This window comes from Mobilicoccus caccae (genome assembly GCF_030161635.1).
GTDB classification, from domain to species: Bacteria; Actinomycetota; Actinomycetes; order Actinomycetales; family Dermatophilaceae; genus Mobilicoccus; species Mobilicoccus caccae.
Genome location: NZ_BSUO01000001.1, coordinates 1,604,827 through 1,619,311, shown reverse-complemented (window position 1 = coordinate 1,619,311; position 14,485 = coordinate 1,604,827). Strand labels below are relative to the sequence as shown.

The window sequence follows — 14,485 nt, the reverse complement described above, 5'->3', positions numbered from 1 at the left end:
CGCGACCGGCCGCGCTCCTCGCCGGAGCCGGGCCGGCGTGCGGTCTCCTAAGCTGGGTGGGTGCTACCGACCGTGCGGGCGACCCGCTACGTCCTGCCCCTCCGCGAAGGAGGGTCCATGCCCGGCCTCATGGAGGCCGACGACGACGGCATCTACGTGGTCAAGTTCCGCGGTGCCGGGCAAGGCCCCAAGGTGCTGGTGGCCGAGGTCATCGTCGGTCTGCTGGGCCGCCGGATCGGGGTGTTCGTGCCCGATCTGGTCGTGGCCGACCTCGAGCCGGCCATCGCCCGGTACGAGGCCGACGAGGAGGTCCAGGACCTGCTCGACGCCTCGCTCGGCACCAACCTCGGCATGGACTTCCTGCCCGGCTCCTTCGGCTACGACGGCGCCCGGCAGCCCTCGGCCGACGTCGCGGCGGCGATCGTGTGGCTCGACGCCTTCACCGCCAACGTCGACCGCACCTGGCACAACCCCAACCTGCTGTGGTGGCACGACCGCCTGGCCGCGATCGACCACGGGGCGGCCTTGTACTTCCACCACTCCTGGCCCTCCCGCGCGCCCTCACCCGAGCGTTTCGCGGCCCAACGGTTCGACGTGGACCGCCACGTGCTGTGGGGCGTCCCGGGAGTGGCGGACCGTCTCGCCGCCCGGCACGAGGAGTTCGCGGCGACGCTGACACCCGAGGTGCTCACCGAGGTCGTCGACAGCGTGCCGGCGGACTGGCTCGAGACGACGCAGGACCTCCCCGACGTCGCCGCCCTCCGTCGCGCCTACCTCGACTGCCTCACGGCCCGCTCGGACGCGCCGGCCGCCTGGCTGCCCGGGGGTGGTGCGGCATGAGTGCGCTGCTGCCCTACCAGTACGTCACCCTGCGGTGCGTGCCCCGCGTCGAGCGTGAGGAGTTCGTCAACGTCGGGATCGTGCTGTTCTGCCAGGAGGCCGAGGTGTTGATCAGCGGCCACGAGATCCACCCCGAGCGCCTCACCGCGCTGGATCCCGACGTGGATCTGGATGCCCTCAGCGCCTCGTTGGAGCGGATCCGCGCCGTCTGCTCCGGCGACGTCGCCCGCGACGAGATGCCGAAGCAGGGAGCGAGGTTCGGCTGGATCGCCGCGCCGCGCAGCACCGTCCTGCAGCCCGGCCCGCGTCACGGCGGGCTGACGACGGACCCCGTGGCCGAACTCACGCGACTGCTCGGCCTCCTCGTCGCGCCTGTCGGTGGAGGCCGTTAGGGTCGAGGCATGAGCCTCGAGCGACCCCAAGCCCCAGACCCGTACGACCTCCTCCCGCAGGTGGCGTCCTTCACCCTGGAGAGCCCGGAGTTCTCCGACGGTGGCGCGCTGCCCGAGGCGCAGACCTTCGGCGGCGAGAACCGCTCGCCCGAGCTGCGCTGGTCCGGCGCCCCGGAGGGCACCCAGAGCTACGCCGTGAGCTGCTTCGACCCCGACGCCCCGACCCCCTCGGGCTTCTGGCACTGGTTCGTCGTCGGCCTGCCCGCCGACGTCACCGAACTCGCCGCCGGAGCCGGTTCGGTCGGCGGAGGTCTCCCGCACGGCACGATCCAGCTGCGTAACGACTACGGCACCAAGGACTTCGGTGGCGCGGCCCCGCCCGAGGGCGACGTCCCGCACCGCTACATGTTCGCCGTGCACGCCCTCGACGTCGCGGACCTGTCGCTCGACCCGGACGACTCCCCCACCAAGGCGTCGTTCGTCATGCTCGAGCACACCCTGGGCCGCGCCGTCCTCACGGGGATGTACCAGGCCTGAGCTCCTCGGGCACACGCAACGCCCACATCGCCACGGCCGAGGCCGCGGCCACGTTGAGGGAGTCGACGCCTCCGGCCATCGGGATACGGACCACCAGGTCACTCCCGGTGACCGTCCGGTGGCCGAGGCCGTCTCCCTCGGCGCCCATGACGAGCGCCAGCCGCTCGGGCGGGTCCACGGCCAGGTCGTCGAGGTCGACCGCGTCCGCCTCCAGTGCGAAGGCGGCCACCGTGAACCCGAGGGCCTGCAGGTCGGCGACGCCCCCGGGCCACTCCCCCGTGCGCGTCCACGGCACCTGGAACACCGTGCCCATCGAGACCCGCACGCTGCGTCGGTACAACGGGTCCGCGCATCGCGGGGTCACGAGGACGGCGTCGACCCCGAGCGCAGCCGCGGAGCGGAACACGGCCCCGACGTTGGTGTGATCGACGATGTCCTCCAGGACGATCACCCGGCGCGCGCCGGTGAGGACCTCGGCGAGCTCCGGCAGGACCGGACGCTGCATCGACGCCAGCGCTCCCCGGTGCAGGTGGAACCCGGTCATCTCGCGGATGACGTCATCCCCGGCGACGTAGACCGGCACCCCGTCGTCCTCGGCGGACCGCACGAGGTCGGCCATGTCCTCCAGCCACTTGCGGGCCATGAGGAACGATCGCGGACGGTGACCCGCCGCCAGGGCCCGCCGGATCACCTTCTCGCTCTCGGCCAGGTACAGGCCCCGCTCCGGTTCGAGACGGCGTCGCAGGGCGACGTCGGTGAGTCGGAAGTAGTCGCAGACCCGGTCGTCGGTGGGGTCCTCGATGTCGATCCTCATGCGGTGGCCTTCGTCGTCGGGCGGGCTGGCGAGCAGGGTCAGGAGAACAGGGTCATCTGCGCGATCGCCACCACGCCGATGACGACGATGACGGCGCGGAGCAGCACAGGGGGCAACCGGCGGCCGATACCGGCGCCGAGCACTCCCCCAGCATCGCGCCGGCGCCGAGGCAGAGGACGGCCCACCACGCGATGGACGACCCAGCGACGACGATGAACACCAGCGCCGACACGGCGTTGACGACGAGCCCGAGCACGTTCTTGATGCCGTTGATCGTCTGGAGACCCTCGGAGAGCATCACGCCCATGATCCCGACGAGGATGACGCCCTGGGCCGCCCCGAAGTAGCCGCCGTAGACACCGGCGAGGTAGATGGCCACCGGCAGACCGATGCGGTGGGCCAGGGAGGCGTGATCGGCCCGTCCGCTCGCCTCCACCTGCTCCGCTCGCCGGCGGGCGGTCCGTCGCTGCAGCCGTGGACCGAGCAGGACGAGGACCACCCCGAGGGCGATGAGCGCCGGGACGACCACCTCGAAGACCTCCGGCGGCAGGACCAGCAACAGCAACCCGCCCGTGATCCCGCCCAGCAGTGACGCCGGGATCAGCCGGCGCAGCACCGGTCCGGCGCCGCCGAGTTCGCGGCGATACCCGTGCACGCCGGTGACACCGCCACCGACCAGCCCCACGGTGTTCGACATGTTGGCGATCACGGGCGGGTAGCCGAAGAACAACAGGGTGGGAAAGGTGACCAGCGACCCCGACCCCACGATCGTGTTGATCGTTCCCGCAGCGACCCCGGCGAGCACGATCGCCACCACCTCGAACACCGACACCCCGCCACCTTAGTGGTGACGGGGTGTTGCGCAGATCCGGCCTGCGTGGGCCTCAGCCCTGGCGCGGCGGCTGCGGGTCCTGACCCGGCTGCGGCTCCTGGACCGGCTCCCGCGGCGGGACGGGGTCCGCGGCGGTCGATCCACCGGCCGGTTCGGCGCCGGGAACCGTGTCGAACGGCGTGGTGCCGGGCATGCCCGGGGCGACGCCCCCGATGGCGGGCACCTGATCCTGACCCTGCAGGGACGGACGCTGCTGCTTCTTGCGCTGGTCGCCGCGCAGGGTGGCGGCGGTGTCGTCGACCTCCGCCGAGGTGGCCGACGCCTCACGACGGGCCTGCTCGAGAGCCTCGTGCGGGTCCTGCAGCGTGATGTCCTCGAACGCGTCGGTGTCGTCGTCGAACTCGGCCTCTTCGACCTCGTTGGACCCACCGGGGAACTTGAAGCCCTCGGCGCCGAACGCGTTGCCGAATCCCTTCATGGCGTCGGTGAACTCGCTCGGGACGATCCACATCTTGTTGGAGTCGCCGCGCGCGAGCTGCGGGAGGACCTGCAGGTACTGGTAGGCGAGCAGCTGCTGGTTGGGCTTGCCCTTGTGGATGGCCTCGAAGACCTGCTTGATGGCTCGCGCCTGACCCTGGGCCTCGAGGATGCGCGCCTGCGCCGAACCCTCGGCGCGCAGGATCTGGCTCTGCTTCTCACCCTCGGCCTCGAGGATCGCGGACTGCTTGACACCCTCGGCCGTGAGGATGGTCGCGCGCCGGTCACGCTCGGCACGCATCTGCTTCTCCATCGAGTCCTGCACCGAGTGCGGCGGGTCGATCGCCTTGAGCTCGACGCGGCCCACCCGGATGCCCCACTTGCCGGTGGCGTCGTCGAGCACTCCGCGGAGCTGACCGTTGATCTGGTCACGGCTGGTCAGCGTCTGCTCCAGGTCCATGGAGCCGATGACGTTACGCAGCGTGGTGACGGTGAGCTGCTCGATGCCCTGGATGAAGTTGGCGATGCCGTAGACGGCGGCCTTGGGGTCGGTGACGGCGTAGTAGATGACCGTGTCGATGTTGACGACCAGGTTGTCGCTGGTGATCACCGGCTGCGGCGGGAACGAGACCACCTGCTCACGCTGGTCGATGTTGGCGCGCACCTTGTCGACGAAGGGCACGATGACGTGGATGCCGGCGTCGAGCGTGCGCGAGTACTTTCCCAGCCGTTCGATGATCAGCGACGTCTGCTGCGGCACGATCCGCACCGAGCGCACGACGATCACCACCACGAACAGCACCATCAGCGCGAGCAGGATGGGCCCGATCAGATCCATACGTGTCACTCCCCTTGTGTGAGAACGGTCCTTCTTGACAGTCGTGTCCGTGGGCCGGTGATGCCTGGCCTACGGTCGGTCCTCCCCGGCGACGGAGTCCTGGATGCCGGGGGTGGGTTCGACCACGAGGGTCGCGCCGTCGACGCGCACGATGGTGACGTCGGTCCCCGGTGGTAGCGGGATGGTGGGCCGGTCGGTGCGGGCGCTCCACTCCTCGTGGTCGACCTCGACGCGTCCGTCGTTCTCGTCGACGGCGGCGGTGACCACGGCCCCCTTGCCCGCGTAGGTCTCGATGCCCATCCCGGTGCCGGGAAGGCGGTCGAGCATGTGCCGCTTGAGCACGGGGCGCACCGTGACCAGGAGGACCAGAGCCGTGATCGAAGCGGCGATCAGCTGGATCGCGATGCTCTCGGTGAAGACCCCCGCCACGAGTCCCGCGACAGCACCTCCGGCCAGCATGAGGAAGATGAAGTCGGCGGTGGCGGCCTCGATGGCACCCAGTGCCAGGGCCAGGCCGAGCCACACGGCCCATCCGTTCTCGCTCAGCCAGTCCCAGTCCATGCGTCCAGCCTCTCGTGTTCGGTGGGCGTTGTGGCTTCAACGCCCGGAATTCGTCCGAGAATTCCCGGAAAGGCCGAAAGCCGTGTCCGCCAACTCAGTTCGACGACGCCTCCTCGGGCTCCGGAACCGCCGCACGGGCGCTGTAGCGCCGGCCGTGCTGTTCGAGGACGACGTCGAGTCCGAAGGTCTCCTTGAGGTTGGCCTCGGTGAGCGTGATCTCGATCGGACCCGCCGCGACGACCCGCCCCTCCCGGAGCAGGAGCACGTCGGTGAATCCCGGCGGGATCTCCTCGACGTGGTGGGTGACGAGGACGAGGGCCGGCGCGTCGAGGTCTTCGGCGAGCAGGCCCAGCCGGGCCACGAGGTCCTCACGGCCGCCGAGGTCCAACCCGGCGGCGGGCTCGTCGAGGAGCATGAGTTCGGGGTCGGTCATCAGGGCTCGTGCGATCTGGACCCGCTTGCGCTCCCCTCGCTGAGGGTGCCGTAGCGGCGATCGGCGAGGTGGGCCACGCCGAGCGCGTCGAGCAGGTCACCCGCCCGCGCGAGGTCGAGCCGGTCGTAGGTCTCGCGCCAGCGGCCGACGACCCCGTAGGAGGCCGTGACCACGACGTCGGACACCTTCTCGTCCCCCGGGACCTGGTCGGCCAGCGACGCGCTGGCCAGGCCGATCCGGGGCCGGAGCTCGAAGACGTCGACGGCGCCGAGGACCTCACCGAGGACTCCGGCGACACCACGGGTGGGGTGCATGCGCGCCGAGGCCATCTGGAGCAACGTCGTCTTGCCCGCGCCGTTGGGGCCGAGCACGACCCAGCGCTGACCCTCTTCGATCTCCCAGTCGACGTCCGCGAGCAGGTCCTTGTCCCCGCGGGTCACGGTCACGCCGGCGAATGCGAGCACGTCACTCATGGGGACGACCCTAGCGGGAGCGCGGCGTGTTCGAGGCACCGGATCCGCAGGTCGTCCGCGAAAGCCGCCGCTGTCCCCGTGCGGAGTTCTCCTACGCTGAGCCGGTGCCCGAACTCCCCGCCTCCGTCCGGTTCGCGATCTGGTCGACCCTCGCGTTGGCGAGGCGAGGTGTCGACCTCCCCGAGGCGGTGGCCGCCGCGACCCCGGACATCCCCGACGTCGACGCGGCCGCGGCGATCGCCCGGCTCGACCTGTGGTCCCAACTCGGCGAACGCGTCGTGCTCCTCTCCCTCCCCGCCCCCGGCGATCTGGTCGGGCTGCCCCGTGGTGATCCGGAGTTCGTCGGAGCCGCGGTCGAGGCGGGCGAGTGCGCCTGGTCGCCACTGGTCGGTGGGGCGCTCGTGCCCGCGTTCGAGACCTTCGGACCGGCCGGCGACCGAGGCGAGATCGTGCGGTGGGAGTCCTACGACTGCACCCCGCCCCCGGCCCATGTGCTCGGGCAGGTCACGGCAGCCGACGTCGAACGCCGTCTGCGCGCGGCGACCATCGAGGCCACCGAGGCGCTCGAGGGACTCGACGTGCGCGCCTGGGACTCCGGGCTGCGCGACCTCGCCGACGAACGCCTCGCCTCCGGCCGATGGGGACTCCCGCCCGACGTTCCGGCGCGACTACGCCGGGTCCTCACGCAGGCGGCGACGATCGAGACCATCGCCACCACCGCGCTGGAGCACCTCCACGACGCGCCCACCCTGGCCGCGGGTGAGCACCGCTCACGCGTCCTGCGGTCGGTGGCGCAGCAGGCACGCCGCGCCCTCGCCTCCTCGGCGTGCGCGGCGTGCTTCGACCTCGCCGGTGGGTCCTGACGCTCGAAAGTCGCCTCAGGAGTACGTCGCCTCAGGACAGGACGTCGCGGTAGACCTCCAGGGTGCGGTCGCCGATGGCGTGCCAGGAGAACTCCTCGACCGCACGGGCGCGTCCGGCCAGGCCACGCTGCCGGGCGCGTTCCGGGTCGCCGACCGCGTCGGTCAACGCCGCGGCGAGGTCTGCCTCGAACCGGGCCGGGTCCACAGGTGTGCCGGTGCCGTCCTTGACCTGCTCGATGGGGACGAGCCAGCCCGTCTCGCCGTCGACGACGACCTCGGGGATGCCGCCGGTGGCCGTGGCGACGACCGGCGCCTCGCAGGCCATGGCCTCGAGGTTGACGATGCCCAGGGGCTCGTACACCGACGGGCAGGCGAACACCGTCGCGTTGGACTCGATGGCGACGACCTGCTCGCGGGGCAGGTGCTCGGCGATCCACACGACACCCTCACGGCTGCGGCGCAACTCGGTGATGAGGGCCTCGACCTCCGCCATGATCTCGGGGGTGTCGGGCGCGCCGGCGCACAGGACGAGCTGGACGTCGGGAGGCAGCGCCGCCGCTGCGCGGAGCAGGTGGGGCAGCCCCTTCTGCCGGGTGATGCGGCCGACGAAGACGACGGACGGGGCGTCCGGGTCCATCCCGTGGCGGCGGCAGACGTCCTTGCCGGCGTCGGAGTGATCCGGCTGCCAGTCGGTGGAGTCGATGCCGTTGTGGACCACGGCGACCTTGTCGGGGTCGATGTCGGGGTAGCACGCGAGGATGTCGGCGCGCATGCCGTGGCTGACGGCGATGATCCCCGCCGCACTCTCGTACGCGGTGCGCTCCACCCAGGACGAGACGCGGTAGCCGCCGCCGAGCTGTTCGGCCTTCCACGGCCGCAACGGCTCCAGGGAGTGCGCCGAGATCACGTGGGGGACGCCGGCGAGCAGGGAGGCGACGTGCCCGGCCATGTTGGCGTACCACGTGTGGGAGTGGACGAGGTCGGCGCCGACGCAGTCGTCCGCCATCGCGAGGTCGACCCCGAGGGTGGCCAACGCGGCGTTGGCCCCGGCGAGTTCGGCGATGTCGGGGTACCCCGTCGTGCCGGGCTCCTCCCGTGGTCCACCGAAGCAGCGCACCCGGGCGTCGACGTCGCCGCGGGCCCGCAACGCGCGGGTCAGCTCGGCGACGTGCACACCGGCACCACCGTAGATCTGAGGGGGATATTCCTTGGTCAGGATGTCTACGCGCACACGCTCACCCTAGACGTCCGGGCGGGCCCGCAGGCTCCGACGACGTGCCCCTCGACTCCCTTGCGCACAGCAGGACCTCGGACCTCCCATCGGCCGCGCGGCACCGGTAGGTTGGCGTACATGAGGCGTCTGACACGTAACCCCAAGGTGCTCGCCATCGTCCTGGCCGGAGGAGAAGGCAAACGACTGATGCCTCTCACCGCCGATCGCGCCAAGCCCGCCGTCCCCTTCGGCGGCATCTACCGTCTGATCGACTTCGCCCTGAGCAACGTCGTCAACTCGGGCTATCTCAAGGTCGTCGTCCTGACCCAGTACAAGTCGCACAGCCTCGACCGGCACATCGCCCGCACGTGGCGCATGTCCAACCTCCTCGGCAACTACGTCGCCCCCATCCCGGCCCAGCAGCGCATGGGCAAGCAGTGGTACATGGGCAGCGCCGACGCCATCTACCAGAGCCTCAACACCCTCGACGACGAGAAGCCCGACATCGTCGTGGTCGTGGGCGCCGACCACGTGTACCGCATGGACTTCCACCAGATGGTCGACCAGCACATCGAGACCGACGCCGGGATCACGGTCGCCGCCATCCGGCAGCCGATCTCCCTGGCCGACCAGTTCGGTGTCATCGAGGTCGACGAGAGCGACGTCCGCCGCATCGGCCGGTGGCGCGAGAAGCCCACGGACGCCAAGGGACTGCCGAGTTCACCGAACGAGGTGCTGGCCTCGATGGGCAACTACGTCTTCGACGCCGACGTGCTGCGCGACGTGGTCGTCAAGGACTCCGAGGACGACGAGAGCAGCCACGACATGGGTGGCGATATCGTCCCGGCCTTCGTCGAGCGCGGCGAGGGGTACGTGTACGACTTCAACGACAACGTCATCCCCGGCGCCACCGACCGCGACCGCGCCTACTGGCGCGACGTCGGCACGCTCGACTCCTACTACGACGCGCACATGGATCTCATCGCGATCCACCCCATCTTCAACCTCTACAACTACGACTGGCCGATCTACACCTCCGACACCGGCAACCCGCCGGCCAAGTTCGTGCACAACGAGACCGGCCGTCTCGGCGAGGCCATCAACTCGGCGGTCTCCCCCGGCGCGGTCATCAGCGGCGCGCGGGTCGAGGGCTCGGTCATCTCCCCCGGGTGCGGGTCAACAGCTACGCCCAGGTGAGCGACAGCGTGATCCTCGACGCCGTGCGCATCGGTCGCAAGGCCGTCGTCGAGAAGGCGATCCTCGACAAGAACGTCGTGCTCGAGGACGGCGCCGAGGTCGGCGTCGACCACGACAAGGACCGCGAGCGTGGCTTCCACGTGAGCGAGGGCGGTGTGGTCGTCGTGCCCAAGAACACCGTCGTCTCCGGCTGACGTGGCGGGCTCCGATCACCCTCGACTGCTGGTCGTGATGGACGTCGACTCGACGTTCATCCGTGAGGAGGTCATCGAGCTGCTCGCCGGTCACGCCGGTCGCGAGGCCGAGGTGGCCGCGGTCACCGAGGCGGCCATGCGTGGCGAGATCGACTTCGCCGACAGCCTCCGGGCGCGGTGTCGTGCGCTCGAGGGACTCGACGTGGGCGTGTTCGAGCAGGTGTACCGCGCGGTGCGCGTGACGCCCGGGGCCGACGTGCTCCTCGCGGGGTTGTCACGGCGCGGCCACGCCGTGGGGTTGGTCTCCGGCGGGTTCGTCGAGATCGTCGAGCCGCTCGCCCGCGCCCACGGCATTCCGCACGTGCACGCCAACCGGCTCGAGGTCGTCGAGGGACGTCTGACGGGCCGGGTGGACGGCGAGATCGTCGACCGGGCCGGCAAGGAGCGGGCGTTGCGCCGCTTCGCCGAGCAGGAGGGGATCCCGATGAGTCGGACCGTCGCGATCGGCGACGGCGCGAACGACCTCGACATGATGGCCGCGGCGGGCCTCGGCATCGCATTCGGCGCCAAGCCGGTGGTGCAGGCCCAGGCCGACGAGGTCCTCGACGGCAGCTCGCTGGCCGCGGTGCTCGACCTCGTCGAGGCGTGGGCCGACGACGTCAACGACGCTCGGGGCGATCGGTGAACAGCTGAACGGTGCCGTAGGGCCGCATCCCCGCCTTCTGGGCGCACCGCAGGGCGGGCAGGTTGGCCGGCGCGACGCACACGACCACCAGCTCGTTCTCGGGAACCGAATGCAGCGCCGCCTCGACCAGTCGCGTTCCTCGGCCCTGGCCGCGATGGCCGGGGTCGAGTTCGATGGAGATCTCCCGCAGCCCGCCGATGCCGCGGGCGAGGACGACGACGTCGTGCACCGCGGGGTCGGGGCTGCCGTAGACCTGGATCTCCGAGCGGATCCGCTTGGCGTGCTCGACGCGCGGGTGATGGGCGAGGTCGGGGCGGGCGACGAGCTGCCCGCCTCCGTCGTCACTGCCGTTGCCGCGACCGGCACCGAGCAGCAGCATGTCGAGCGTGTCGATCCACCCGTTCTTCGCCAGGGTCGTGATGACGCGCGGGTGGTGCGCCCCGCCGAATCCGTCGACGCCGAGCTCGGTCAGGGCGTTCTCGGAGTGGTCGTAGGAGACCGCGAGGATGGCGTGGCCCGGAAAGGCGAGGATGCCCTGGATGTGGGGTGCCCAGGGGGTCACCCGCATCCAGCCGCCGTCGTACGGCGCGCGGGTCCCCGTCACGAGCTCCCGCAGGAACCTGGCCAGCGGATGCCGCGCCGGGGTCCAGATCGGTGAATCGTTCGACATAGGGGTCCTCACGTGACCGGCGGGTTTCACCGTCCTATCGGCGAACCACGCTGGTCACGTGAGGGTTTCACGATGTGGACCTGACAGCGGCCGTGTTGCTCCGCGCGGGAGGCGCCGGTCAGCCGCCGAACGCGTGGAACCCGCCGTCGACGTGGACGATCTCCCCGGTGGTGGCGGGGAACCAGTCCGACAGCAGCGCGACACAGGCCTTGGCGGCCGGCGTGGGGTCGGAGATGTCCCACCCGAGCGGCGAGTGCTCGCCCCACTCGGCGAACTTGGAGAACGCCGGGATGCTCTTGGCGGCGGTGGTGCTGATCGGGCCGGCGGCCACGAGGTTGCAGCGGATTCCCTTGGGGCCCAGGTCGCGTGCGCAGTAGCGGCTGGTCGACTCGAACGCCGCCTTGGCCACGCCCATCCAGTCGTAGCCGCTCCACGCGATGGAGGCGTCCAGGGTGAGCCCGACGACCGAGCCGCCCTCCTGCATCATCGGCAGGCACGCGACCGACAGCGCCTTGAGCGAGTAGGCGGAGATCTGCATCGCCGGGGCGACGTCCTCCCACGAGGCGTTCATGAAGTCGAACGCGGCCTGCGGCGCGAAGCCGATGGAGTGCAGGACTCCGTCGATGCGCTCGGCGTGCTCGCCGACCCGCTCGGCCAGCGCGTCGAAGTCCTCCGGCTTGGACACGTCGAGCTCGACCACCGGGGCCGGCTCGGGCAGGCGCCGGGCGATCGCCGTCGTGATCTTGGCGGCGCGGCCGAACGAGGTGAGGACGACCTTCGCGCCCTGCTCCTGAGCCAGGCGGGCGACGTGGAAGGCGATCGAGGACTCGGTGAGCACGCCGGTGACGAGGATCGTCTTGCCGTCGAGCAGGGGCATGGGGACTCCTTGGACGTGGTGCGGGTCGGGAACGATGATGCGGGGTTTCAGTGCCCCATGCCGAGGCCGCCGTCGACCGGGATGACGGCGCCGGAGACGTAGGACGCGTCGTCGGAGAGGAGGAAGCGGACGGCCGCCGCCACCTCGGACACCTCCCCGAACCGGCCGGCGGGGATGATCCCCCGGTAGGTGGTCTTGAGGTCCTCGGGAAGGTCCTCGGTCATGGCGGTGTCGATGTACCCCGGCGCCACGACGTTGGTGGTGATGCGCCGACCACCCAGCTCGCGGGTGAGCGAGCGGGCGACGCCGACCAGACCGGCCTTGCTCGCCGCGTAGTTGACCTGCCCGGGCGAGCCGTAGAGGCCCACGACGCTCGACATGAGGACGATCCGGCCGCTCTTGGCGCGGAGCATGCTCTTGGTCGCGCGGCGCGCGCACCGGATGGCGCCCACGAGGTTGGTGTCCAGGACGCTGTCGATGTCCGCATCGCTCATCCGCATGAGCAGCTGGTCCTTGGTGATGCCGGCGTTGGCCACGAGCGCGCCCATGGGGGCGCCGACGATCTTCTCCGCCTCGGTGAAGGCGGCGTCCACACTGGCCGTGTCCGTCACGTCGAGCGCGACGGCGGGCAGGCCGTCGGGGGCCTCGCCCGAGCGCGACCCCACCACGACCGGGTGGCCCGCGTCGCGCAGCGTCGAGGCGATGGCGAGGCCGATCCCCCGGTTGCCTCCGGTGACGAGAACGGGGCGGGGCGTGGGGTCGGTCATGCAGGGCTCCTATCGGCGGCGCGGGGTGGTGCAGCTCATGAACCTAATGCACGACGGAGCCCGTTGGCGCACCTACCCCGCCGTGACCGGCCAGTAGGTTGATCGGCCCGCGGCCCAGGAGCCTTCGGGCGCGCGCGGGCGTAGACTCGTCCGCATGTCCAGGCGGGTTCCGGAGCACGTGCACTCGATCTCCGATCTGCCGCGGTCCCAGGCCGAGGATCAGCGCAAGCGCATGCGCACCTACACGATCTCGATGACGATCCGCACGGTCTGCTTCCTGCTCGCGGGCCTGTTCGTCACGGCGGTCCCCTGGCAACCCGGTGCGTTCATCTGCATCGCCGCCGCGGCCGTGCTGCCCTACCCGGCCGTGGTGTTCGCCAACCGCGTCGACCGTCGCACACACGTGTACGACCACGAAGCGGTCGCGCCGAGGATGATCACCGCGCCGCACGGCTCCCACGACTGGGACGAGAACCCCCACGGGGGTCGGCAAGACTGACGGTGCCCCGCCGACCAGCATCCGCGCCCCGATCCACCTCGAACAGCAGGAGACGTCCGAGACAGCCGCGCACGCCCTGCTGTCTCGCCCTCACCTGCTGTCTCAGGAGAAACGGGGTGAGTCGGAGCGGAGCGGATCGGGTGGGTCGCGTCAGCCGCCGATGGCGGACATCGGGCGCGCCGGCTGGGTGAAGTCGGGCTTGCCGATGCCGTGTCCGCGCGCCTTGCGCCACATCTCTCCGCGGATGAGTCGCACGAGGTCGCGGTCGCTCGCGCCGTCGCGCATCGGCCCGCGCAGATCGACCTCCCCGCGGGAGAACAGGCAGTTGCGCACCATCCCGTCCGCCGTCAGCCGGACCCGGTCGCAGGCAGCGCAGAACGGTGCGGTGACGCTGGCGATGATGCCGACGGTCGCCGGACCGCCGTCGACGAGGAAGCGCTCGGCAGGCGCACTCCCCCGCGCCGCCACCGGCGACAACGTGAACCGTGCGCCGAGGCGCTCGCGGATCTCGTCGGCCGTGATCATCTGCGCGCGGTCCCAGCCGTGCTGGGCGTCCAGGGGCATCTGCTCGATGAACCGGAGCTCGTAACCGCGCTCGAGGCAGAACTCGAGCAGGTCGGGTACGCCGGCGTCATTGACCCCGCGCATGACGACCGCGTTGACCTTGACCGGGGTCAGCCCCGCCTCCGCCGCCGCGGCGAGTCCGGCCACGACGTCGTCGAAGCGGTCGCGGCGCGAGAGGGTGCGGAAGAGCTCGCGGTCGGTGGTGTCCAGGGAGATGTTCACCCGGTCCAGACCGGCCTGCGCCAGGGGAGCTGCCAGCCGGGCGAGCCCGATGCCGTTGCTGGTCATGGCGATCCGCGGACGATCGGGCAGCGCCGCGATCCCGGCGACGAGGTCGACCAGCCCCTTGCGCAGGATCGGTTCGCCGCCGGTGAGACGGACCTGTTCAATGCCGAGCCCCACGAAGATGGAGACCAGCCGGAGCAGTTCCTCGTCGGTGAGCATCTGCGGCTTGGCCATCCACTCCAGACCCTCGGCGGGCATGCAGTAGGTGCAGCGCAGGTTGCAGTGATCGGTGAGGGAGACCCGCAGGTCGCGGGCCACCCGCCCGAAGGTGTCGACGAGGTCGTGCCGCGCCGGGGGCTCGGAGCCGGCGTCGGGCGACTCGGCCTGCGCCGGACGCGGCGCGGGCCACGGGAGGGACGTCGCCGATCCCGCCTGCGGCGTGGACTCCGGCGTCCCGACGTCGTTTCTTCCGCCCTGGACCATGTGAAACAGCCTAACCTCAGGGCGCGCCGGGGCCGAGGCGGCCCGGGCGCT

At 71.0% G+C, this 14,485-nt stretch carries 15 protein-coding genes and 2 pseudogenes; 7 read left to right on the top strand and 10 right to left on the bottom strand.

What is annotated here, in order from left to right:
- Nucleotides 1-60 precede the first annotated feature (60 nt).
- Genes QQK49_RS07725 through QQK49_RS07715 form a run of 3 tightly spaced genes read left to right on the top strand, consistent with a single transcriptional unit; the run spans nt 61 to nt 1,769 of the window.
- Entirely contained in the window at nt 61-840 is a 780-nt protein-coding gene (locus QQK49_RS07725; RefSeq protein WP_348536127.1) for a HipA family kinase, read from the top strand.
- Nucleotides 837-1,232, top strand: coding sequence for a DUF3037 domain-containing protein (locus tag QQK49_RS07720; RefSeq protein WP_284303433.1), 396 nt, complete (start codon nt 837-839; stop codon nt 1,230-1,232). The genes QQK49_RS07725 and QQK49_RS07720 overlap by 4 nt, the downstream gene beginning before the upstream one ends.
- 9 nt (nt 1,233-1,241) lie before the next feature.
- Nucleotides 1,242-1,769 (top strand): YbhB/YbcL family Raf kinase inhibitor-like protein, encoded by a 528-nt coding sequence (locus QQK49_RS07715; RefSeq protein WP_284303432.1) that lies wholly within the window; start codon nt 1,242-1,244, stop codon nt 1,767-1,769.
- Here QQK49_RS07715 and QQK49_RS07710 read toward each other — a convergent pair.
- The 5 genes and pseudogenes from QQK49_RS07710 to QQK49_RS07690 form a co-directional block, all read right to left on the bottom strand.
- On the bottom strand, nt 1,747-2,583 hold the full coding sequence (locus QQK49_RS07710) for a TrmH family RNA methyltransferase (RefSeq protein WP_284303431.1): 837 nt from the start codon (nt 2,581-2,583) through the stop codon (nt 1,747-1,749). The two genes, QQK49_RS07715 and QQK49_RS07710, sit on opposite strands and share 23 nt — an antisense overlap.
- Nucleotides 2,584-2,635: 52 nt before the next feature.
- Nucleotides 2,636-3,415: a sulfite exporter TauE/SafE family protein gene (locus tag QQK49_RS07705; RefSeq protein WP_348536126.1), complete on the bottom strand. Its 780-nt coding sequence runs from the start codon at nt 3,413-3,415 to the stop codon at nt 2,636-2,638.
- Nucleotides 3,416-3,467: 52 nt separating this feature from the next.
- The gene (locus tag QQK49_RS07700; protein WP_284303430.1) at nt 3,468-4,730 is read right to left on the bottom strand and encodes an SPFH domain-containing protein; all 1,263 of its coding nucleotides are present in this window, start codon (nt 4,728-4,730) and stop codon (nt 3,468-3,470) included.
- A 69-nt stretch (nt 4,731-4,799) separates the two neighbouring features.
- Nucleotides 4,800-5,291, bottom strand: coding sequence for an NfeD family protein (locus tag QQK49_RS07695; protein WP_284303429.1), 492 nt, complete (start codon nt 5,289-5,291; stop codon nt 4,800-4,802).
- Nucleotides 5,292-5,385: 94 nt separating this feature from the next.
- A pseudogene (locus QQK49_RS07690) lies at nt 5,386-6,197 on the bottom strand (ABC transporter ATP-binding protein).
- 26 nt (nt 6,198-6,223) lie between these two features.
- Here QQK49_RS07690 and QQK49_RS07685 point away from each other — a divergent pair.
- On the top strand, nt 6,224-7,060 hold the full coding sequence (locus tag QQK49_RS07685) for a hypothetical protein (RefSeq protein ID WP_284303428.1): 837 nt from the start codon (nt 6,224-6,226) through the stop codon (nt 7,058-7,060).
- A gap of 31 nt (nt 7,061-7,091) precedes the next feature.
- On the opposite strand, the gene glgA is transcribed toward QQK49_RS07685, so the two are convergent.
- Nucleotides 7,092-8,291 (bottom strand): glycogen synthase, encoded by a 1,200-nt coding sequence (gene glgA, locus QQK49_RS07680; RefSeq protein ID WP_284303427.1) that lies wholly within the window; start codon nt 8,289-8,291, stop codon nt 7,092-7,094.
- 120 nt (nt 8,292-8,411) lie between these two features.
- Here glgA and glgC point away from each other — a divergent pair.
- A pseudogene (gene glgC / locus QQK49_RS07675) lies at nt 8,412-9,664 on the top strand (glucose-1-phosphate adenylyltransferase).
- 37 nt (nt 9,665-9,701) lie between these two features.
- Entirely contained in the window at nt 9,702-10,349 is a 648-nt protein-coding gene (serB, locus tag QQK49_RS07670; protein ID WP_284305846.1) for a phosphoserine phosphatase SerB, read from the top strand.
- Here the strand turns inward: serB and QQK49_RS07665 are convergent.
- The 3 genes from QQK49_RS07665 to QQK49_RS07655 form a co-directional block, all read right to left on the bottom strand.
- The gene (locus QQK49_RS07665; protein ID WP_284303426.1) at nt 10,324-11,019 is read right to left on the bottom strand and encodes a GNAT family N-acetyltransferase; all 696 of its coding nucleotides are present in this window, start codon (nt 11,017-11,019) and stop codon (nt 10,324-10,326) included. The genes serB and QQK49_RS07665 overlap by 26 nt on opposite strands.
- Nucleotides 11,020-11,137: 118 nt before the next feature.
- A complete protein-coding gene (gene fabI / locus QQK49_RS07660; protein ID WP_284303425.1) occupies nt 11,138-11,896 on the bottom strand; it encodes an enoyl-ACP reductase FabI in 759 nt (252 codons plus the stop codon).
- A gap of 47 nt (nt 11,897-11,943) precedes the next feature.
- A complete protein-coding gene (locus QQK49_RS07655; protein WP_284303424.1) occupies nt 11,944-12,663 on the bottom strand; it encodes an SDR family oxidoreductase in 720 nt (239 codons plus the stop codon).
- Between the two features lie 154 nt (nt 12,664-12,817).
- Between QQK49_RS07655 and QQK49_RS07650 the strand changes: the two genes are divergently transcribed.
- Nucleotides 12,818-13,162, top strand: coding sequence for a DUF3099 domain-containing protein (locus tag QQK49_RS07650; protein ID WP_284303423.1), 345 nt, complete (start codon nt 12,818-12,820; stop codon nt 13,160-13,162).
- 150 nt (nt 13,163-13,312) lie between these two features.
- On the opposite strand, the gene moaA is transcribed toward QQK49_RS07650, so the two are convergent.
- On the bottom strand, nt 13,313-14,434 hold the full coding sequence (gene moaA / locus QQK49_RS07645) for a GTP 3',8-cyclase MoaA (protein WP_284303422.1): 1,122 nt from the start codon (nt 14,432-14,434) through the stop codon (nt 13,313-13,315).
- Nucleotides 14,435-14,485: the final 51 nt, after the last annotated feature.